We start from the raw sequence: 20,454 nt of genomic DNA, 5'->3' as shown, positions 1-20,454 counted from the left end.
AAACTGAATATGTGTCAATAGCAAGTGTCACGCGGCGAGTGAGCCCGGCACGACCGCCTGCGGCCCGAACCTGGCCCGCGCCCGGTCCGCCACCGCCTCGATCCGCCGCGCCCGTTCGTCCGCGGGGTCGAATGTCAGCTGCCGCGCGGCCCGTTCGACAGGTGTCAGATCCTCCGCGCGCAGCGACAGGCTCCGCACCCTGGCCCGCTGCAGGCCGAGCGATTCATGGATCCGGTACGCGACGCCGGTGAGCGCCATGGAGTGAGCGGTCGGCTCGCGCAGGGCGCGCGCACGCGTGGTCGTCGACCGGTCGGCGTACCGCACGGTGAGGCTCAGCGAGCGGCACACCTGGCCTTCCCCGCGCATCCTCAGCCCCAGTTCCCCGGCGATCGAGAGCAGCGCCCTGCGGTGCTGAACCGGATCCAACTCATCGCGCGTAAAGGCCCGTTCGGCGGCAATCGAGCGCGCCGCGGCGTTCGGGACGACCTTCGTACGGTCGATGCCGTGCGCCCGCTCCCACAACTCGCGCCCGGCGCGCGCACCGACGATCCGCTGGAGTACGGCGAGCGGCGCGCCGGCGACCCTGCCGATGGAGTCGAGGCCGTACGCGCACAGGGTGCGGGCCGTCGCCGTCCCGACCCCGTCCAGCGCGGCGACCGGTTTGCCGGCCAGGAATCCTGCCGCCTCGTCGTCCGCCACCACCAGGGTCGTCCCTGGCGTGGCCTGCCGGGCCGCCATCCTGGCCAGCATCGGGCTCGGTCCTGCCCCGATCACGCAGTCCACCCCGCAGTGCGCGAGGGCCCGCACCCGCAGCAGCGAGGCGAGCTGGGCCGCGTCCCGTCCGAAGTACCGCTCGGCGCCCCGTACATCGATGAGCGCGGCGTCCGGCGGGAGCGCCTGCACGACGGGGCTGATGTCCTCGGCCAGGCCGAGCAGCACGGGCAGCGCCGCCTCGACCCCGCCACCCGCCTCGCGCCCCGCCTCACGCGGCGGCGGCTGCCGGAAGCGTACATAGAGGATCATCCCGCGCTCCCAGGGCTCTGGTGCCACAACTTCCGTCCGGTGGCGGCCTGTTTCTCACCCGGCGGCTGAAGGTCCGCCCAGGGGTTCAGCTCATAGCCCGTCGGCAGCTGGATCCGGCGGCCGTTGTCGCCCGGCCCATCCCCTTCCACAGGTACGGGCGCGGCCAGTCGCGCCGCGACCGCGTCGAGCCCACCCGTGCGCCGCAGCTCCACCAGCTCGGCCAGGTTCCAGGCCGCCCCGCCGACCACGCTGAGGCTGCGCGGTCCGCGCCGCTGCACCACCCCGCGCACCAGCAGCAGCCAGGAGTGGAAGACGGTGTGCGCGCACGCGGCGTGGCTGTCGTCGAAGAAGGCCAGGTCGACCAGGCCCGTACCGTCGTCGAGCGTGGTGAAGATGACCCGCTTGCCGGACCGGATCGGCGGTGTCTGGGTAGCCGCCTTCGCACCCGCGACCAGCACCGTCTGCCCGTGCCGTGCCGTGCGCAGCCGCTGTGCGGAAAGCACTCCCAGCTCCTTCAGGAAAGCGTGGTGATCGTCCATCAGGTGGCGGGACGCGTCCATGCCGAGGACGCCGAGTTCGGCGCTGAGGCGTTCCGCGTCACCGAGGTCCGGGAGCCCGACCGGGGCTGTCTTCTGCCCGTCGCCCAGAGGGAGTTGACTTCCGTACGCCCCTGAACCCGACCCGGAACCCCGGTGGCCCCGGTGGAGTTCGGCGAGGTGCAGCAGCAGATCGCGCCGGTTCGCGCCGAAGGCGTCCAACGCGCCGACCTGGGCCAGCCGTTCGGCGACCGGCCGCCCCGGACGGGCCCGCTGCCAGAAGTCCAGCAGCGAGGAGTAGGGCTGCCCGGCCTCGATCCGCGCCGCCTCCACCCCGCTGATGCCATGGACGTCCGAGAGCGCGAGCCGCAGCCCCCACACCCCAGGCCCAGGCCCGCCATCAGACACCAGTTCGATTCGGTGAGCGACCGCAGACCGGTTCACATCCAGCGGCAGCACCGGCACTCCGCGCCGCCTCGCGTCCGCCAGCAGCAGCCGCTTCGGGTACATCCCGGGGTCGTGCGTGAGCAGCCCGGCGTAGAAGGCCGCCGGATGGTGCGCCTTGAGCCACGCCGACTGGTACGTAGGCACGGCGAAGGCCACCGCGTGCGCCTTGCAGAAGCCGTACGAGCCGAAAGCCTCGATGATCTCCCAGGTACGGGCGATCACTTCCGGCCCGTACCCCTTCGCCTCCGCGTGCCGCGCGAACCAGACCTTGATCTTCCCCTGTGACTCGGGGTGGGAGAGCCCGCGCCGCACCCGGTCGGCCTCGTCCAGACCGCAGCCGGTCATGATGTGCACCATCGCGATGATCTGCTCATGGAAGACGACCACTCCGTACGTCTCCTTCAGCGGTCCTTCCAGATCCGGATGCGGATAGCGGACGGCCGCCCGGCCGTGCCGGGCCTCGATGAACGGCCGCACCATGTCGGCCGCGACCGGCCCCGGCCTGAAGAGCGAGATGTCGACGACCAGGTCGTCGAAGGTCGAGGGCTGCAGCCGGCCGACCAGATCGCGCTGGCCCGGCGATTCGATCTGGAAGCAGCCCAACGTCTCGGTGGACTTGATGAGTCGGTACGTCGCAGGGTCGCCCGGCGGCACCTGCTCCGGGTCGTCGAGGTCGAGCTCCTCCCCCGTCGCCCGCCGCAGCTCGGCGACCGCGTGCGCCATCGCCGACTGCATCCGCACCCCCAGGACGTCGAGCTTGAGCAGCCCGAGGTCCTCCACGTCCTCCTTGTCGAACTGCGACATGGGGAAGCCTTCGCCGCTGGTGGGCACCACCGGCGTACGGGCGAGGAGCGTGGCGTCCGAGAGCAGCACCCCGCACGGGTGCATGGCGATCCCGCGCGGCAGCGCGTCCAGCGCCTCGACCAGCTCCCACAGCCGGCCGTACCGCGCCCCTTCCCGCAGATGCTCCCTTGCCACCTCGCGCAGTTCGGGCAGTTCCTCCATGGCGGCGCGGGCGTCGCGGGCGCGAATGTGCGGGAAGGACTTGGCGATCCTGTCGATCTCGGCCGGGTCCATGGAGAGCGCGGCACCCACGTCCCGTACCGCATGGCGCACCCGGTAGGTCTCGGGCATGGCGACGGTCGCGACCCGCTCCTCGCCGAAGCGGCCGATGATCGCGCGGTAGACCTCGAGCCGGCGGGCGGACTCGACGTCGATGTCGATATCGGGCAGCACGGCGCGCCGCTTGGAAAGGAAGCGCTCCATCAGCAGCCCGTGCTCTACGGGGTCGGCGTGCGCGATACCGAGGAGGTGGTTGACGAGCGAGCCGGCCCCGGAGCCGCGCGCGGCGACCCGGATGCCCATCTCCCTCACATCGTCGACGACTTGAGCGACCGTCAGGAAGTACGAGGCATAACCCCAGTGCGCGATGATGTCCAGTTCGTGGTGCATCCGCTCCCAGTACTCCCGGCGGCCGTCATAGCCGCGCAGCACCATTCCGGCGGCGGCGCGGGAGGCCAGCACCCGCTGCGGGGTGCGCAGACCCGCGCCGACCAGATGCGGCTCAGGGAAATGGACGGCACCGATCCCCAGATCGTCCTCGGGGTCGACCAGACACTCGGCCGCCGTCTCCTCCGTCATGGCAAGCAGCCGGTAGGCGGTGTCGCGCCGGAAGCCGGCGGCTTCGGCGACCCGCTCGGCGGTACGGGCCATCCCTGCCGGGTCCTTGAGCCAGCGCTCCCCGCTGTCGAGGCCCTTTCGCGGGTCGATCGGGACGAGACGGCGGGCCGCGTCGAGGACATCGGCGACCGGGCCCTGTCCCTGGTCGGCGTACCGGACGGCATTGGTCAGCACGGCCCGTACGCCCTGTTCGGCGGCGAAGCCGAGGGTGCGGGCGGCATGCCGCAGCGAGCCGGGGCCGGTGCCCTTGAGGCCGTGGTGCACGACCTCGAGGCGCAGCCGGCCGCCGTGGCGCTCCTGCCAGGGCACGAGCAGCTTCGCCGCGCGGTCGGGACGTCCCGCGGCCAGTGCCCGGCCGATCTCGGAGGCCGGGCCGAGCAGCACGGTCAGTCCATCGCCGTGGTTCTCGCCCCAGGGCAGCAGCGGGCCGCCGCCGTCCGCCGCGTGGGCGACGGTCACCATGCGGCACAGCTCGGCCCAGCCCTGACGGGACCGGGCGAGAAAGACGGTACGGGGCGCGGACTCGTCCACGAACGCCCCGCCGCGCACCGGGGTGCGCCGCCGCTCGGTGGGTCCCTCTTTGCGCGCCCGCTCGCCCACCGCGAGATCCACACCGAACAGCGGCCGCACCCCGGCCTTGTCGCAGGCCTTGGCGAAGCGGACCGCGCCCGCGACGGTGTCGCGGTCGGTCAGAGCGAGGGCGTCCATGCCCCGCTCGGCGGCGCGCTCGGCAAGCCGCTCCGGGTGCGAGGCCCCATAGCGCAGGGAGAACCCGGAAACGGTGTGCAGATGCGTGAACCCGGGCACCCGCACCTCCTGGATCTGTCCGTCTCACCTCCCCCACCTCCACCATAGACCAAGTTTCGAACATTCGTGCGATACCCGCTCCGTCGACCATCCGCCCCTGCCCCACCTGCGTGAACACCGTGCGCCACGGAGCGCGGGACCATGACTCGGGCACAGGACGACCCTCGCCCGGACTTCCTCGACGAGGTCATCATTCGGGCCGGGAAGGCACAGCAGCGCACCGTGATCGTCGTGGACGTGGTCGTCCCGGACGCCAAGGGTGAGACCCGCGGGCTGCCCTCGTTCCCTCCGGGTTCTCTCCGGTGGCCGGATGGCGCGTGGGCGGCTCTCTGCGCGGCGGCCCTCGCGATCAGCGCGGGCGCGCGGCCCGCGAATTGCAGGCGGCCCGCGAATACGGCCCGCGCCCTGATCGGACCGGGCGCGACGCTGCCGTACGCGATCATCGCGATGGCGGGCCATCGGGCCCGCACTGTCGCCGGGTGCCGGCACCTTCACGGCACGTTCGATCGCGCACTTCAGGGGCAATGGCCCGGGCGGCCCGATGCCGGTGCTCGCCGCGTGGGCGGTGGGAGGGGCGCCGGTCACGATGGTGTGCGCGCTGGTGCGGAGCGGCCGGGCGCCGAGGACGATCGGGGCCGGCGTGACGGTCGGGGGCGGGACCGCGGTGGGGCCTCTCGCGTGTGCGCCGCCCGGCGAACCGGGACTTTTCGCCCCCGGCCCCCAGCGCCTCAAACGCCGGACGGGCTGAGGATTCAGCTCCGCCGGCGCATGAGGCGCTGGGTCCGGGGCGGAGCCCCGGTGCTTCTTGCCTGCGTGTGTCCCTGCGTGTCAGCCGATCGTGGCGCCGAAGGCCGCGAGCGCCTCCGGTACCGGCTGGAAGAACGTCTCGCCGCCCGAGGAGCAGTCGCCGCTGCCGCCCGAAGTCAGCCCGATCGCGGTGTCGCCCGCGAAGAGCGAGCCGCCGCTGTCGCCGGGCTCGGCACAGACCGTGGTCTGGATGAGGCCCTCGACGATGTCGCCGTTGCCGTAGTTGACCGTGGCGTCGAGTCCGGTGACCTCACCGTCGTGCACCTGGGTGGTCGAACCGCTGCGCTGCACCTTCATACCGACGGTCGCCTCACCCGCCTTGGTGATCGGCTGCGAGCTGCCGTTGTAGAGGTTGACCTCGCTCGGGTGCTCGGTGCTGCCGCTGTACTTGACGATCGAGAAGTCGTTGCCGGGGAACTGCGAGTCGACCATGGTGCCGATCGGCGCGCCGCCCGCGGAATCGGACCACTCGCTGCCGGCCTTCCCGCAGTGACCGGCGGTGATGAAGTGCGGCTCGCCGTCCTTGACCACGTTGAAGCCGAGCGAACAGCGTCCGCCGCCCGAGTGGATGGCGTCGCCGCCCGCTATGAGCGGCTTGAACTCTCCGGCGGACTTCTTCAGTTCCGCCTTGCCGCCGAGCCCCTTCACCACCTGGCTGAGCTTGGTCCACTGAGCGCCCTTGACCGTACGGTCGGCGGTGACGACCACCGTGTTGGTGACCGGGTTCACGGACCAGGAGGTACCGGGAATGGTCGCCTTGGTGGTGAGCGTCTGCCGGGCGGTCTTCAGCTCGGCGAGGGTGTTCTCCACGATTCTCGCCTTGCCGCCCGCCTTGCGGACGATCTCGGCCGCCGCGTCGTCGAGGACGTTCACGACGAGGGACTTCGCCTCGGCGTCGTAGTACGTGCCGGCCGAGTCGGCGCCCAGGTCCTTGCTGAGGGTGGAAGCAAGGTTTCCGGCCGCCACCGCCGACAGCGGCTTGGCGGCGAACTGCTCAGTGTTGTCACTGGCGTTCGCACTCTGGAAAGTGACGCCTGCGGCTACCAGAGCGGCGATCGCGCCACCCGCCATCGCCGCTTTCCTTTTGGGCATGCGTCGGTGCTTCAACATCAACCTCCTGTGGGGGCCGCGTCCGGACAAGTGGGGTGCCCGGACACGGAGGATGGAGCGCCCACTATTCCGATACCGATCGGTAGCACACAAGGTCGACTTCAGGACGGGCACACGACAACGCGCTTGCGTTCACAGCACCTTCACGGAAAGCGTTCACACTGGTCGGTTTCGTTTGCGAACACCGCGTGCAACGGCACTGTGGGCAGCGCGTAAGGACTAGTCCTGTCTTGTTTCCGCCTCTACGGGACCGGTTTCCGAGGGCGGTTGCGCCACGGCGGGAGACGTTGCCGCCTGCGGCGGTGCGGCCCGTTCCAGGAAGCGCAGCAACTCCACCGGGAACGGCAGCACCAGGGTGGAGTTCTTCTCGGCCGCGACGGCCACCACCGTCTGCAGCAGTCGCAACTGCAGGGCGGCGGGCTGGTCCGACATCTCCTTGGCCGCCTCGGACAGCTTCTTGGATGCCTGGAGCTCGGCGTCGGCGTTGATGACCCGGGCCCGGCGCTCCCGGTCCGCCTCGGCCTGGCGCGCCATCGAGCGCTTCATCGTCTCCGGCAGGGACACGTCCTTGATCTCGACCCGGTCGATCTGCACACCCCAGCCGATCGCCGGACTGTCGATCATCAACTCCAGCCCCTGATTGAGCTTTTCGCGGTTGGAGAGCAGATCGTCCAGATCGCTCTTGCCGATGATCGACCGCAGTGATGTCTGTGCCATCTGCGAGACGGCGAAACGGTAGTCCTCCACCTGAACGATGGCTTCGGAGGCGTCCACGACCTTGAAATAGATCACCGCGTCCACGCGCACCGTCACGTTGTCCCGCGTGATGCCGTCCTGCGCGGGCACCGGCATCGTCACGATCTGCATATTGACCTTACGCAGCCGGTCAACAAACGGGATAATAAGTGTGAAACCGGGACCGCGCACTGAAGACTTGAGCCTTCCGAGCCGGAAGACCACGCCCCGCTCGTACTGCTTGACGACCCGGGCCGCCGCCATCACGTAGACGACCCCGACGGACACTGCCGTCGCGCCGGCCGTCACCAGTGCCTCTACCATCACGGCCCCCTGGGATGCGATGTGGACGCGTGTGTACGTACCTCTTCGACGGTAGACCCCAAATGACGTCAAAGGGAGTCCCGGTAAGACCCTCTGATGGGTAATCATCGAAGCGGTGGGGAATGCCAGGCTCACCATGCCTGCACAGGGCACTTACGACGAAGGGGGCGCGGGAGTGCGACGTCGGATGCGCGTGACGGACGGGCGGCATCTGATGGTGGAACGGCTGGGGGATCCGCGCGGCAGACCGGTCTTCCTGCTGCACGGCACACCCGGCAGCCGGCTGGGCCCGGCACCGCGCGGCATGGTGCTGTACCAGCGCGGTACGCAGCTGATCGCGTACGACCGCCCCGGCTACGGCGGTTCCGACCGGCTGGCGGGCCGCAGCGTCGCCGATGTGGCCCAGGACGTACGGGCGATAGCCGACGAACTCGGTCTGGAGCGGTTCGCCGTGGTGGGCCGCTCCGGCGGTGCTCCGCACGCGCTGGCCTGCGCCGCCCTGATGCCCGAGCGGATCACCCGTACCGCCGCGCTGGTCACACTCGCCCCCAGGGACGCCGACGGGCTCGACTGGTTCGAGGGCATGGCCGCCTCCAATGTCCTGGAGTACACCTCGGCATCGATCGACCCGGCCGGGCTGATCAAGCGGTTCATCCTGCGCTCCGCCGAGATCAGGCAGGACCCGATCCGTCTCCTGAACGATCTGCGCAGGGAGCTGACCGACTCCGACCGGATGGTCGTCGCGGACGCGGGCGTACGGTCCATGCTCCTTCGCAACTACCAGGAGGCGCTGCGCACTTCGGCATACGGCTGGATCGACGACGCGCTCGCCTTCTGCAGCCCCTGGGGCTTCGACCCCGCCGACATCAAGGGCCCGGTGATGCTCTGGCACGGGGAGAAGGACGTCTTCTCACCCGTGGGCCACTCCCGCTGGCTCGCGGAACGCATCCCGGGCGCGACGGCCGTCCTCGAACCGACCGCCGCGCACTTCGACGCCCTGCACGCACTCCCCCGGATCCTGACCTGGCTGCTGGACCACTGAATTCCAGCCCCGTGGGGGGTCCCCCCAGACAGACTCCGGGGGGAGTTCGAGGAGCGGGATCCGGGGTAGAGCCCCGGGATCAGACCGCGAGCGGCTCCAGATCGCGGTGCACCCTGCGCTCGTCGCGTGCGATCCGGGTCAGCGCATGCTCCTCGCCCAGCAGCCGCTGCAGCTCGTCCACGGTCTCCGCCCGCAGATGCGCCGCCTCGGCCTTGCGGCCCAGCAGGCCGAGCGTGACCGACATGTTGGAGGCGATACCGAGCACCTCGGGGTGGTGCGCGCCCAGCACCTCGCGCAGCCTGGTCACGGTCCGCTCCTCGATCTCCAGCGCCTCCTCCAGACCGCCGAGGTCGGCAAGGGCGTTCGCGAGGTTGATGGTGCTGTACAGCGCATGCGGATGGGATTCCCCGAGGACCTCCCGCATCGTCCTGGACACCTTGAGCAGCAGCTGTTCCGCGGCTTCCGGAGCGCCGCAGCCCCAGTGGAAGATGCCGAGGTTGTTGAGGGCGGCGAGGGTGTACGGATGCCGCTCCCCCGGCACCTTCATGTACTGGTCGACGACCTCCTGCGCCAGATCCCGCGCCGCCACCGGCTCCCCGGCGGCGAACAGGTCGGCCGCCAGATTCAGATCGCAGGCGAGCGAGTCCGGGTTGGCCGAGGTGTACTTGGCGCGGTAGCGGTTGCGGGTGGCCGTGGTCAGCCGCCGCGCGTCCTCGAGCCGGCCGGCCCTGCGCAGCGACACGGCGAGACTCTTGGCCGCCGCCAGTGTGCCCGGGAAGGTCCGGCCGAGCTGCTCCTTGTAGATGTCGTACGTGCGGTTGAGCACCGCGACCGAGTCCTCGTACCGTCCGACCTCCCGCAGGTCCCTGGCGAGGCTGACGGCGGAGGAGAGGGTGTACGGATGCTCCGGGCCGAGCACCTCGGTACGCCGGTCGAAGACCTCCTGGTCGATCTCGCGCGCCCTGGCGTACTGGCCGACCATGCGCAGGTTCAGCGCCAGGTTGTTGGCGGCCGCGAGCGTACGCGGATGGGACTCGTGGAAGATCTGGCTGAATCCCTCGTGCGCCTCGGTCGCCAGCTCCATCGCCCTGCCGTACTGGCCGAGGGTGCCCAGGTCCATCGCCAGGCCGCTGGTGGTCATGTACGTATGCGGATGGGAGTGGCCGAGCACCTCCTGCTGGCGCTCCAGGGTCACTTCGTCCAGCTCCTTGGCCTCCACATAACGGCCTTGCGAGCGAAGGATGTTCGACAGATGGAAACGCAGGTAGAGGTACTGCAGATCGTCGTTGCCGAGCATCTCCTTCCAGGTGTCGCGCAGTTCGCCCGCAAGCGCGTAGGCGGCGTTCCAGTCGCCGCGCTTCCACAGATAGCGCACCCGGTCGATCATCAGCCTGCGGGTCTCCGGCTCCTTGCAGAACCTCGCCTCCGAGGTGCCGAGGTGCGGCCAGATGGTGGCGAACCTCGGCCAGGTCTCGGGGTTGTCGATCGGCTCGTCGTCGTCGGGCCGCGCGCCGGCGAGGATCCGGTGGACCGCGTGCCGCGCGTCCTGCTGCTCGTGTTCGGTCAGCTGGGCCCTGATGACCGCCTGCACCAGCCGGTGCACCTGGATGCTGTTGGAGACCTGGTCGACCTTGGCCAGGGCGAACCGGCCGATCTCCCGGATGACCCGGCCGAGCACCAGCTTCTCCTGGAGCGAAGCGTCGTACGGCTTGAGCGCGTCGATCATCTCCTTGCTGTAGAGGAGGTTCGCGGAGATCGGCTCGGGTGCGAAGAAGGCACAGAGCTGGAGGAGGCGCACCGCGGCGGGCGAGCGCTCCTTGAGCCGCTCGATGGAGACGTTCCAGGTCGCGGCGACCGGCTCGGGATATCCGGCGGGCTGGTTGAGCGCGAGGACGCTCGCGGCCTGTTCCTTCAGCTGCTCGAGATACGAGGCGACGGGTGTGGCGGTCTCCGCGATCCATGCCGCGGCCTGTTCGACGGCGAGCGGCAGGTCGCCGACGGCGGTGGCGACCTGGTCGGCGTCCTCGATGGTCAGTCCGCGGGCGCGCCGCCTCAAGTGCTCGATGGACTCCTCACGCAGGAACACATCGACGGGCAGCGCGTCCCCGTACTGCGACCAGGCCTGATTCCTCGAGGTGACCAGGATGTGCCCGGGCCCCTGCGGCGGGAAGAACCGCTTGAGCTGCTCGGGGTCGTCGGCGTTGTCGAAGACCAGCAGCCAGCGCGAGGACGGCACTCCGCGCCGCAGCAGGTCGATGGCCTCCTCCGAGGCCGCCGCCATGTCCTCACCGCCCTGGGCGCCGAGCCGGACGGCGAGTTCGGCGAGTCCGGCGACCACGTCGTCGGGCTGCTCGGAGGAGATCCACCACACCAGGTCGTAGTCGGCCATGAAGCGGTGGACGTACTCCAGCGCCACCTGGGTCTTGCCGACGCCGCCGAGCCCGTAGAGGGTCTGCGGCTGGGGCAGCACCGCGGCCACGGCCATGCCGCCGCCGAGCTGATCGCGCATCCGCTCCAGCACCACCGAGCGTCCGGTGAAGCCGGGGTTGCGGGGCGGCGCGTTCCAGATCTTCGGCACGGTGCCGGGGAAGCGGGGTCCGGGCGACGCGCTGTCGGGGAGCTGCACCGGCCGGTCCAGTGCGCGCAGCAGCGCGGTGGCGGCGGCCACCTCGTCGAGGCGGAAGAGATCCACCGGGTTGCGGTCGATGTACGGGGTGGTGAGGCGGACGTCGCCGACTCTGATCGGCAGCAGATGCCGCCGGCCGCCGCTCGGGTCCTCGGCCGCGGCCCGCGACCAGACCTCCACCGCACGGGCGGACTTGAGATACGCGCTGGACAGCAGGACGACCGTGCGGGCGGCGTTCTCGGCGGCGAGCGCGTCCGCGCCGACGGGTTCCCGTTCGACGGAGACATCGCGTGGCACGACCCGGAAGCCGGCCCGGGTGAGCATGTACTCGACCCAGTCGGCCCACATGCGGTTCTCGGCCACATAGCTGAGGAAGAGGTCGGCGGGCAGGGCGGGACGGCGGCGGGTGAAGGCGTCCCTGATCCGGAGCCTGATCTCCTCGCCGACCTGCGGCATGGAGGTGATCCGCTGTTCGGTGATGACGGAGGTGAGCCGTTCGAAGGCGGAGAGCAGGGAGTTGGTCAGACCGGCTTCGTCGCCGAAGGTGGCGAGCGTCTCCTCGTAGGCGTAGTAGGGCCGGTACGGAATCTCCACCGCGCCCCAGTAGGCGGTCAGTTCCTCGCCGCTGAGCCCGGAGGGGAAGCGGTCGAACTTCAGCCTGGCCAGCGCACGTCCGGCGTCCGCCTTCTCCTTCTCGCCCTCGTCGATCCGCATCGGCACCGGGAAGATCTTGATGCCGCGGCCGCCGTACCGCTCGTCGATCTGCCGGGCCACCGCGGCGGCGCCGTCGATGGACTGGTCGCTGAGGGTGAAGCAGTCGACCAGGATGTCGGGCAGATGGACGGTGCAGATGTCGGCGATATCGCTGAGCCCGGTGCGGCTGTCGATGAGGACATAGTCGTAGTTGGCCTTCATGTCCTCGCGCAGCGCGTCGAAGAAGTGGCCGCCGCCGAGCCGGTCGTAGAAGTTGTCCCAGTCGAAGGTGGAGACGGTCGCGGAGTACTCGCGGTTCTGCTTGCCGGCGGAGACGAAGTCGAGCGTGCCGCCCTCCGGGAACTCCCAGCCCAGGCTCTCCGGGGTGAGGGAGACGGCGTGCGGCTGGATGCGCGCGTAGTCGAGGTGCCAGTCGTCGCGGCGCGGCTCGGGGCTGGTCGCGGCCCAGGCGTACTCGGTGATCAGGTCGATGACGCCGGTGGTGGCGCCGAGCGTGGAGGGGTCCAGGAAGGGGTGGAAGAAGCGGTGCAGGCCGGGCGCTTCCAGGTCCCAGTCGACCGCCAGGACCCGCTTGCCGTTCGCGGCGAGAATCCAGGCCGTGTTGGCCAGGGCCATCGTGCGGCCCGTACCTCCCTTGTACGAATAGAAGGTGACGATGCGTCCGTCACGCCTGCCTGTCATCCGTGTCCTCCGCATCAGGGGCGATGTCATGCATGTGCGGGACGTAGTGGGTGGTGCCGTACTCGGCCATCGGGCCGCGCAGCCGGGGCCGTTCGCGCGGGCCGGCGCCGGCCGGCGGCGCCGGCGGGTAGACCTCGGCGTGCCTCAGATACTCCTGGGCGGCCGACTCCACCACCTGGGGCAGGAGCTGGCCGAAGGCCTCCATACTGAGGACGCCCTTGGCGGCGGCCCGGCAGGCGGTCCGGCCCTGGCGCATCTGGTGCGGCATGGTCCGTTCCAGCTTCTCGACCAGTTCCGCTTCCGATGTCCGGCTCTGCGGGTCGTCGCGGTTCCAGGGGACGACGACGCTCACCCAGGGGCGCGGCTCCGCGTCGTAGGCGGCGAGCCGTTCGCGGCGCTCCTCGTCCTCCAGGGCCCAGCGGTCGACGAGAAGGATCTCCGGCCGGGTGGGCGGCTGGCTGATGTCGGGCGGCGTCTCGTGGTCGAAGGAGGAGACGGTCGCCTGGTAGTTGAGGGAGCGGACCAGGTCCTGGGCGATGTACGCCAACGGCCGTGCGGAGTCCGGATGGTAGGGATTCCAGTCCTGGGACTGCTTGCCGTAGTAGTCGGGGGCGCGTCCGTCGGGCAGATCGTGGCGGGTGGGCGCGGCAACGGTCACATGCATCGGGCGGGGGCCGCCGGTGGGCTTGCCGAAGGCGCTGGGCGCCTGCCGGTAGTCGACCGGGCTGCCGGAACCGACGCGCGTAGTGTCCGCCACGCTGACGATGCGTTTGGCGAGTTCATAGACGGCGGCCTCGTACTCCTCGGCGAATATCCGGAGCTTGATCAGCCCGTACAGCCCGTCGGTGACATACCGGTCGCCGAAGGCACGGTGGTTGAACTGCAACCGCTCGGCGGGGCCCGGGAGTTGCTCCGGCGGCATCGGAACCCACAGCGCGGGCACTATCGCCTCCGCCGGCCTGTTGCTCTTCGCGTGGTGGTAGATGGCCCGCTGGGCGAAGGCATACCACTCCTTGCCGCACATCTCGCTGGCGAAGTACCGCGGTGAGAAGAGCGGGACGAACACCCGGCAGGTGGCCAGTACTTCGCCCAGCCGCTCCGACCAGCCCTCCCCCGAGCGGATCTCCCGGTCCATGAAGCCGGCAGGCGCACCGGCGGGCAGATCGGTCATGGCCATCACATGGCCGCACAGATCACGGAAAAGCCGCTCGACCCACATATCGGGGTCCGGTCCACCGGCCCCGTACCGCGGTGTGTGCGCATAGCTCAAGAAGAAGTACGGCCGGTGATCCGCCGCTCGTTGCGCTGAATCTGACACACGACCCCCGTCCTGCGTGAACGCCCACACCCAGACCCACAAGCGCGTAAGGCTGCGAGCGAATTAATCATTCCGGAGCCGGTCACACTCCATCCCCCCGAGGTTCGGTCAATCAACACCGTTTTTCGGTCATCCAGCTCTCCGCACGGCCCACCGCTTCCTTGATCGAGAACAACCTTGCGGACCTTCCTCCCAGTTGTCCCTTCTGCTCCCTTTCCGGAAGAAGACGGCCTTGCGCTCGGCCCATTGATTGTCCCCACGCGGTCGCTGCACCACACAACGGTAGGTGCGCGGGTGTGCTCCGGTCCGCTATTCGGCGAGATGGAATGCGATGCGGCGACGAAATCCACCCGCTCTTCGGCGCTCCGCGCGGACTCGGCCAACCGGCCCATCCGCCGCCGCGGATCCGGCGGCGCCGACGGCTTGCAGGTCCGCCCGGAAGGCCGCCGCCTGCCCGGGTGTCATCCCGGCACCAAGAGGGACAGCCGGCCGGCGTGTCCGCCCGGGCTCAGTGAGACTCCGACTCCTTCCAGAGCTCGTCGAGCAGGCGCCGGCCGCTGACGGTCAGTTCGGCCGCGCGCCCCAGGGTCTCCAGCGCGGGCCTGGCCTGCTCGGCCGCGGCCGGTTCGAAGGCCGCGAGGCCCACGCGCTCGTACACCGCGGCCAGCAGCTCCGAGAGCGGCATCGGCGCCTCCCGCCAGGGCGCGCGGTGGGTCCACCAGCCGTCCTGTGCGTAGAGATCGGTGACCTCGGACAGCGCGTGCAGTTTGGCCCGCCTGAAACCGCGCAGCAGCGCGGTTGCCAGCTCTTCGGGCGTGCCGGGCAGCGCGATCCCGAGCGCTCCGAAGCCGTGCCGGCCCACCGAAGCCTCACCCGGCACCAGCGGTGTCAGAGTGGTCAGACAGTCGGCGACCTCCGTGGCCTGTGCGGGTACGGTCTGCCGAAGCAGCTGCCAGGCCTCGGCCAGCCGCCCGCTCCAGCCGTCCACCTCACGGGAGCCGAGCCGTTCCCGCACGGGTGCGCCGAAGCAGTCCCGGTACGGGTCGAGGTCGTCGAGCCGCAGAGCGGGCACCCCGTCGCCGCCGAGGGTGCGTACGGGCCGCCAGTCGCCGCTTGCGTCATCGGCGCGTACATACCGCGGCTCGCGGCCGTCCACGTGCACCAGGAACCCCTTCTCGGCCGCGCGCACCTCGACCTCACCGTGCTCGCCGGGCCCCGTCAGCCGCAGCTCGCCGAGCGTGGGGAGCCAGAGCCTGCCGTTCCGGTACGGCGCCCGGACGGGTACCTCGAGCCCGGCCCGTACGACCGCGGCGGCGAGGTACGACGGCAGCCGGAGCGCGAGCCCGGCCGCCTCGGGCCGCTCCTCGCGCAGGGCGGCCAGACAGTCCTGCAGCCAGGTGTAGGTGTAGGGATGGCCGAGCACCACGTCGAGCGCGTCGGAGCTCCCCTCGAGGACCGACGCCAACTCCCAGGCCTCGTCCCAGACCTCGCCCCCGTGTCCGGCGAGCTCCAGGTGGACGTCGGCGAGCAGGGTGCGGGTCACGTCCTGGTGCTCGGCCATGAGTACGCCGGGGTCGGTGACCGCGGCGGACACGGTCGCCGCTGCGGTGCGCCGCTCGATACCGCGGATCAGCGCCTCGAGGTCGGTGCAGTACACGGAGGTGTTGTCGAAGTCGTTCCGGGAGCTGTAGCGGTGGGTGTAGAGGCCGCCGCCGCAGGACCGTACGACCGGGCACCGGCGGCAGGTCTCGCTCACTCCGGCGAGTCCCTGCTGGCGTGCTCTGACTCCGGGGTGAGCCGCAACCTCGTCGAAGGGGTGGGCATACACATCGAATCCGGTGGCCGCGGCGCCTTCGTAGGCGCTCTTGAGGGAGTCGACCTGCTCCAGGGTGCCGTCGGTCTCGACGACGACGAGATCGGTGGGCGCGAGGCCGAGGGATTCGGTGAGGCTGGGGCCGCCGTCGAGGGTGGAGAGCACCGATGCGAAGAGCCGTACCGGAACGCCGCGGCCCTGCTGGTCCCAGCGGTCGAAGACGGTCAGGATCCAGTCGGCGTAGGCGGTGGCCGAGCCGTCCGGCCGGGGCGGCGGGTCGTCCCAGGTGGCATGCGGCAGCAGAAAGTCGATACCGGGCGGTTCCAGCTCGGTGAGTGCGTCGTACACCGCGATCGGATCGTTGGCCACGTCAATGGTGCACAGGAGACCGAGATAGAGGTGTCGGTAACGCTCCTGGCGGAGCAGATCGACGGCTCTGAGGACCAGGGGATGGCTGGTGCGGCCGTCCGCGAAGCGGCGATGGCGGTCGTTCGCGCTCCGGTCGCCGTCGAGGGAGATCCCGACCTTGACGTCGTACTCGCTGAAGAGGTCGAGGTAGCGGGGGCTGAGCTGGAGGCCGTTCGTATGGATACGAAGATCGAGTCCGGCGACTCCGTCGAGGGCCTTGGTGAGCTCCTCGCAGATGTGTCGCAGCCGTGCGGGCCCTGCCAGAAGAGGCTCCCCTCCGTGCAGGATCACTGACACGGAGGGCAGGGCATGACTCTTGGCATGCTCGGCCAGTCGCAGAGCTGTCCAGGAAATCGCTTCGTCAGAGATTGCCTTCGGGCGAGTGCGCCAGCTCTGATCAGCGTGTTCGTAGATATAACAGTGGTCACATGCAAGATCACATCTGCTGTGGACCTTCAATACGATCTCGCGGAAAGGGACCAGGGGTCCAGTCATTCCGCCAGTCTAGAGCGCCGAGTTGAACGTGGACGCACGCCGAATACCGTCGGCCGGGGTGGGGAGCACCCGGGCAAGCTTCCTGGCGGCAGCGGCACCATGGAGATCGATCTGTGCCAACGGGACGCGATTCCTCTTCGCAGCGGCGAAGGACGCGGAGGTCTGAAACTTCATGAGGGGCCGTCCTTGATGTTGTGTCCAGCGTTGTGTCCAGCACAAATACCACGCACCGTTGCGGTGCCGGCGGCACGACTTTACTCTCATGGCCACTCGCAGCAACTCAGCACATGGAGACGGAACAAAAGAGTTGCGGCGCATTCTCGCAGGACAGTACGGAACAAGCCATTCCGCCTAAAGAGTGAAGACAAAACTGCAGACGGGAGTGCGCATGACCGAGTTTTCCGGCCCACTGCACAGCATGGTCTTCCGTAACACTGATCTGCCGGTTCTCTTCCATCGCACCGACAGCGTCGCGATCTCACACCAGCGCGAGGCAGTCGGCTCCACCCGCTCCCAGCTGCTGCTTTTAGTCCTGGGTGCGGCCCTGGCCACCCTTCCGTCCTCACTGAAGCTCGGCGACAGCTTCCAACTCCCGGGCGCACTCAGCACGTTGGCCTATGCGGGAGTGCTCGCGCTGGGCTACCGGACCTCCCGGCGCAGAGCAAAGTCGCACTGGCAACTCAACCGCTCCGCGGCGGAGTTCATCAAGTCGATGTGCTGGCGGTACGCCGTCCATGGAGCGCCCTTCGACTCCCGTGCCACCGATGCGGACGAGCTCTTCACCGTGCGCCTGGAGGACGGTCTGCGGGAGCTGACCAAAGTCGGCTGGCAGGACCCGCGCGACGGCGACGGCGAGGTGGCCGCCGGGGAACTGATCACCCCACCCATGCGGCGGCTGCGCGCGAAGACGTTCAGCATCCGCAAGGAGACCTACGTCAGGGACCGGCTGATCGAGCAGCGCAACTGGTACCACCGCAGTACGGAGAACTCCCGCCGCGCCACCGCGCTCTGGTCCGCGTCGATCGGGCTGCTCACTCTGCTGGCGCTCTTCTTCGCGCTGTTGCGGACCTTCTCGCTCGCCGAATCCGTCGATGTGATGGGTCTGTTGTCGGCGGCGGCCGCCGCCTGTCTGGCCTGGAGCGAGATCCGGCGACATCAACCCCTCATCGCCGCCCACTCGTTGGTCGAAGAGGACCTGGCGGCGATGCATACGGCGATGGAGACCTCGGTCACCGATGTGGAGTGGCCGTCGGCGGTCTACGAGACCGAGCGCATCGTCTCGCCGCAGCACACCGACTGGCTGGTCCGGCACCGGAGTTGAGGGATGGTCAGCAACGCTCCACGCCCTCGCGCCAGATGACCGTCACGGGCTTGCCGAGGTCGCGGGCGTAGCGGACGATGTCGCCCGTGCCGCCCAGTCCGCGGGCCGGGCGGCCGTCCCAGACCGCGAGCAGACGGTCGCAGTTGTCGGCGATATAGGCGCCGGCCGCGTAGTAGGCCTGGTCGGTGGAGTGCGGGAAGGACAGCTGGACCTCCCGGGTCGCCCTGCCCCTGAGAAGCTTGTATCTGGCGAGCTCGTCAGGGACCGTGAAGCCCGCTTCGTAGTCGCCGCTGGGAATGACCACGGTCAGCTCCGCGCCACAGTCCAGAGCGATGTCCGCGAAGAGCTGGTCGGCGCCCGCCGCGAGGCTGGAGAGGGCTTCCATCGACCCCTCGTGGCCGCAGAACTCGGCGCGCATCCCGGCGCGGATATGGGCGTGCGCCTCGGGCGGGATGCCTCTGTGGCCGGTCACTCCGATGCGTTTCACTGATCCGCAACCCCCGTTACTCCGGTGCCCGACCGCTCTGACATCCTCTCAAAAGGGAGAGCGACGTCGAGCCCCCGTCCGCTGATATTGGACGGGGGCTCGACTGCTGTCGGCTGGGAGGTGGTGGTGCGTCAGTAGACGCTGACTCCATAGGCGCTCAGTGCCTCGGTGACCGGCTGGAAGAACGTCGTGCCGCCGGAGCTGCAGTTGCCGCTGCCGCCGGAGGTCAGGCCGATGGCCAGGCTGCCGGAGTAGAGCGAGCCGCCACTGTCGCCCGGTTCGGCGCAGACATTGGTGCGGATCATGCCGTAGACGATGTCACCGCCTCCGTAGTTGACCGTGGCGTTGAGGCCGGTGACGCTGCCGCAGTGGGTGCCCGTGGTGGAGCCTCGGCGACAGACGGACATGCCGACGGTGGCGTTGGCCGCGCCGGTGATGTCCTGACTGCCGACGGTGCCCGGGTGGGCGAGCGAGGTGTTGGAGTACCGCACGATGCCGTAGTCGTTGCCCGGGAAGCTGGACCCGGCCGTGGGGCCGATGCTCGTGCTGTGCGAGGAGTTGGTGTACCAGGGCGGGTTGCCGTCGGTGCAGTGGCCTGCGGTCAGGAAGTAGTAGGTGCTGCCGCTGCGGACGTTGAAGCCGAGCGAGCAGCGCCAGCTGGTGGCGTAGATGGCGTCGCCGCCGGAGATGAGCTTGGAGAACCTGCCGGCGGTGCGCTCGATGCGTATCGCACCTGCGTTGGCCCCGGCTTCCCGCTTTATCCTGGCCACTTCGGCCTGGGAGACGGTGCTGTCGGCCGTGACGACCAGGGTGTTGGTCGCCTTGTCGATGAGCCAGGCGGTGCCTGCCACATCCGCGTCGAGTACGGCGTCGCTCGCGGCGGTGAGCTGGTTGGCGCTGAAGGTCTGTGCCTGGTTGGCACTGGCGGCGGGGACGGCCAGCGCTGCGGCGGCGATCAGGCCAGTGGTGACGGCGATCAGACGCATGCGTCTCGCCGTGCCACTGCGGGGGGTAGTGCGCTTGATCCTCACTTGTCGTTCCTCCCGGGGGGAATCGGGGGCCCTTCGTGGGGGGTCCGGGCCCGTGAGGCGCAGCCAGGGAGCATGTCCGGTTTCCGGACATGCCGTGCCCCTGACAAGCGCTGTTCGGGAGTGTTCCGGGCGTCAACTATCCGCGCAAGGGCACCTTTCGGCCGCTCCAGGCACCCACGACACACGGCCCCGGTGGCTCGTTGGCCACCGGGGCTGTGCCGTACTCGTCCAGCCGTAGGACGGGTCAGTGACTCCGAAGGTTCCGTTCGCCCGCCGGGACGGCGGTCCCGAGGGTGTTCCCGGGCGGCGGCAACGGGCAGATGAAGTGGTCCGCGAAGGCGCACGGCGGCAGCAGCGACCGGTTGAAGTCGACGGTCACCGTGCCGTCGGCGGCCGGCGCGGAGGGCCGCAGAAAGCGGAAGCGGTAACTACTGTTTCCGCTGGTCGCATCGGCGAAGACTGCCCAGAGCGACCCGTCCGGCTCGACCGCGACCCGCAGCGTGCGTTCCTCGCCCTCGAGCTCGAAGGCGATCTCCCCGCCGAGGCCGAGGCCGCGCACCCGCCCGTCGGCGTTCTCGACCCGTACGCTGCGGTGTTCCGCGTACGCACGGAAGCGTCCCGGCAGTGCCCAGCGGGCGTCGTACCCGGTCGCCTCGATGCCCTGGAAGGCGTGCCGCGCCGGTGAGTCGGGGTCGAAGTCCCGTACCGCCCACAGACCTTCGCGGCGCAGTACGACCAGCCGCCGTTCGCCGTGCGCGACCCGGGATCCGGGGATCGGGCCGTGGTCCGCGGTGAGACGGACGTGGCCGGTGAGGGGCTTGTTGCCGAGGATGAGACGATCCTCGGCCGAGGCCGTCAGCACCACCTCGTCACCGTCCTCCCGCCAGTTCCCGGGGACGGCCGGAATTCGACCTTCCGGGTAGTCGGAGAGCCAGTAGGTACCGGTGAGCGACAGCGGTCCGTACGGCGCCGAGACGGTGGCGGCGCGCTGTTCGTGCCATTTCTGCCAACTCGGCCGGTCCTGGGCTGTGTGTGGGTTCCCGCTCATG

General features: G+C 69.7%; 13 protein-coding genes. 2 read left to right on the top strand and 11 right to left on the bottom strand.

The genetic code is table 11. The features are described from left to right. Positions 1 to 27: 27 nt before the first annotated feature. The 4 genes from ACWDZ6_RS28705 to ACWDZ6_RS28690 form a co-directional block, all read right to left on the bottom strand. Positions 28 to 1,023: a DNA polymerase Y family protein gene (locus ACWDZ6_RS28705; RefSeq protein ID WP_451505149.1), complete on the bottom strand. Its 996-nt coding sequence runs from the start codon at positions 1,021 to 1,023 to the stop codon at positions 28 to 30. Beyond that, complete coding sequence (locus ACWDZ6_RS28700; RefSeq protein ID WP_451505148.1) at positions 1,020 to 4,493, bottom strand: DNA polymerase III subunit alpha; 3,474 nt, start codon at positions 4,491 to 4,493, stop codon at positions 1,020 to 1,022. Before ACWDZ6_RS28700 ends, ACWDZ6_RS28705 begins: the two co-directional genes overlap by 4 nt. An 828-nt stretch (positions 4,494 to 5,321) precedes the next feature. Next, the gene (locus ACWDZ6_RS28695) at positions 5,322 to 6,407 is read right to left on the bottom strand and encodes a S1 family peptidase (protein ID WP_326655136.1); all 1,086 of its coding nucleotides are present in this window, start codon (positions 6,405 to 6,407) and stop codon (positions 5,322 to 5,324) included. Positions 6,408 to 6,629: 222 nt separating this feature from the next. Then, positions 6,630 to 7,469 (bottom strand): slipin family protein, encoded by an 840-nt coding sequence (locus tag ACWDZ6_RS28690; protein ID WP_451505147.1) that lies wholly within the window; start codon positions 7,467 to 7,469, stop codon positions 6,630 to 6,632. A 187-nt stretch (positions 7,470 to 7,656) separates the two neighbouring features. Here ACWDZ6_RS28690 and ACWDZ6_RS28685 point away from each other — a divergent pair, with 187 nt between their 5' ends. Continuing rightward, positions 7,657 to 8,511 (top strand): alpha/beta fold hydrolase, encoded by an 855-nt coding sequence (locus ACWDZ6_RS28685; RefSeq protein ID WP_351448707.1) that lies wholly within the window; start codon positions 7,657 to 7,659, stop codon positions 8,509 to 8,511. Between the two features lie 79 nt (positions 8,512 to 8,590). Here ACWDZ6_RS28685 and fxsT read toward each other — a convergent pair whose 3' ends face one another. From fxsT to fxsA, 4 genes are all read right to left on the bottom strand, one after another. Further along, a complete protein-coding gene (gene fxsT, locus ACWDZ6_RS28680) occupies positions 8,591 to 12,532 on the bottom strand; it encodes an FxSxx-COOH system tetratricopeptide repeat protein (protein ID WP_451505146.1) in 3,942 nt (1,313 codons plus the stop codon). Further along, positions 12,516 to 13,850 carry a TIR-like protein FxsC gene (locus ACWDZ6_RS28675; RefSeq protein WP_451505145.1) on the bottom strand — a complete coding sequence of 445 codons (1,335 nt, stop codon included), beginning with the start codon at positions 13,848 to 13,850 and terminating at the stop codon, positions 12,516 to 12,518. The genes fxsT and ACWDZ6_RS28675 overlap by 17 nt, the downstream gene beginning before the upstream one ends. 508 nt (positions 13,851 to 14,358) lie before the next feature. After that, entirely contained in the window at positions 14,359 to 16,566 is a 2,208-nt protein-coding gene (gene fxsBH / locus ACWDZ6_RS28670) for a radical SAM/SPASM protein FxsBH, inactivated beta-hydroxylase extension form (protein ID WP_451505144.1), read from the bottom strand. A 9-nt stretch (positions 16,567 to 16,575) separates the two neighbouring features. After that, the gene (gene fxsA / locus ACWDZ6_RS28665) at positions 16,576 to 16,740 is read right to left on the bottom strand and encodes an FxSxx-COOH cyclophane-containing RiPP peptide (protein WP_326648945.1); all 165 of its coding nucleotides are present in this window, start codon (positions 16,738 to 16,740) and stop codon (positions 16,576 to 16,578) included. A 244-nt stretch (positions 16,741 to 16,984) separates the two neighbouring features. On the opposite strand from fxsA, the gene ACWDZ6_RS28660 reads away from it, so the two are divergent. Next, entirely contained in the window at positions 16,985 to 17,887 is a 903-nt protein-coding gene (locus tag ACWDZ6_RS28660; RefSeq protein WP_366734955.1) for a DUF4231 domain-containing protein, read from the top strand. A 7-nt stretch (positions 17,888 to 17,894) separates the two neighbouring features. Here the strand turns inward: ACWDZ6_RS28660 and ACWDZ6_RS28655 are convergent, their stop codons facing one another. The 3 genes from ACWDZ6_RS28655 to ACWDZ6_RS28645 form a co-directional block, all read right to left on the bottom strand. After that, complete coding sequence (locus ACWDZ6_RS28655; RefSeq protein ID WP_366734948.1) at positions 17,895 to 18,374, bottom strand: 3-isopropylmalate dehydratase small subunit; 480 nt, start codon at positions 18,372 to 18,374, stop codon at positions 17,895 to 17,897. Positions 18,375 to 18,505: 131 nt separating this feature from the next. Further along, positions 18,506 to 19,405 carry a S1 family peptidase gene (locus tag ACWDZ6_RS28650; RefSeq protein ID WP_451505143.1) on the bottom strand — a complete coding sequence of 300 codons (900 nt, stop codon included), beginning with the start codon at positions 19,403 to 19,405 and terminating at the stop codon, positions 18,506 to 18,508. Positions 19,406 to 19,649: 244 nt separating this feature from the next. Continuing rightward, positions 19,650 to 20,453 carry a DUF1684 domain-containing protein gene (locus tag ACWDZ6_RS28645; RefSeq protein ID WP_451505142.1) on the bottom strand — a complete coding sequence of 268 codons (804 nt, stop codon included), beginning with the start codon at positions 20,451 to 20,453 and terminating at the stop codon, positions 19,650 to 19,652. Between the last annotated feature and the right edge of the window lies 1 nt (position 20,454).

This window comes from Streptomyces sp. NPDC002926 (assembly GCF_053591755.1).
The sequence above is the reverse complement of the archived record's forward strand: the minus strand, read 5'-3'. Positions and strand labels throughout refer to the sequence as shown.

Bases quoted from the DNA above. Each gene is read 5' to 3' on its own strand.
- ACWDZ6_RS28705 (WP_451505149.1), bottom strand. From the start codon at position 1,023: ATGATCCTCTATGTACGCTTCCGGCAGCCGCCGCCGCGTGAGGCGGGG.
- ACWDZ6_RS28690 (WP_451505147.1), bottom strand. From the start codon at position 7,469: ATGGTAGAGGCACTGGTGACGGCCGGCGCGACGGCAGTGTCCGTCGGG.
- ACWDZ6_RS28685 (WP_351448707.1), top strand. From the start codon at position 7,657: ATGCGCGTGACGGACGGGCGGCATCTGATGGTGGAACGGCTGGGGGAT.
- fxsT (WP_451505146.1), bottom strand. From the start codon at position 12,532: ATGACAGGCAGGCGTGACGGACGCATCGTCACCTTCTATTCGTACAAG.
- fxsBH (WP_451505144.1), bottom strand. From the start codon at position 16,566: ATGACTGGACCCCTGGTCCCTTTCCGCGAGATCGTATTGAAGGTCCAC.
- fxsA (WP_326648945.1), bottom strand. From the start codon at position 16,740: ATGAAGTTTCAGACCTCCGCGTCCTTCGCCGCTGCGAAGAGGAATCGC.
- ACWDZ6_RS28660 (WP_366734955.1), top strand. From the start codon at position 16,985: ATGGTCTTCCGTAACACTGATCTGCCGGTTCTCTTCCATCGCACCGAC.
- ACWDZ6_RS28645 (WP_451505142.1), bottom strand. From the start codon at position 20,453: ATGAGCGGGAACCCACACACAGCCCAGGACCGGCCGAGTTGGCAGAAA.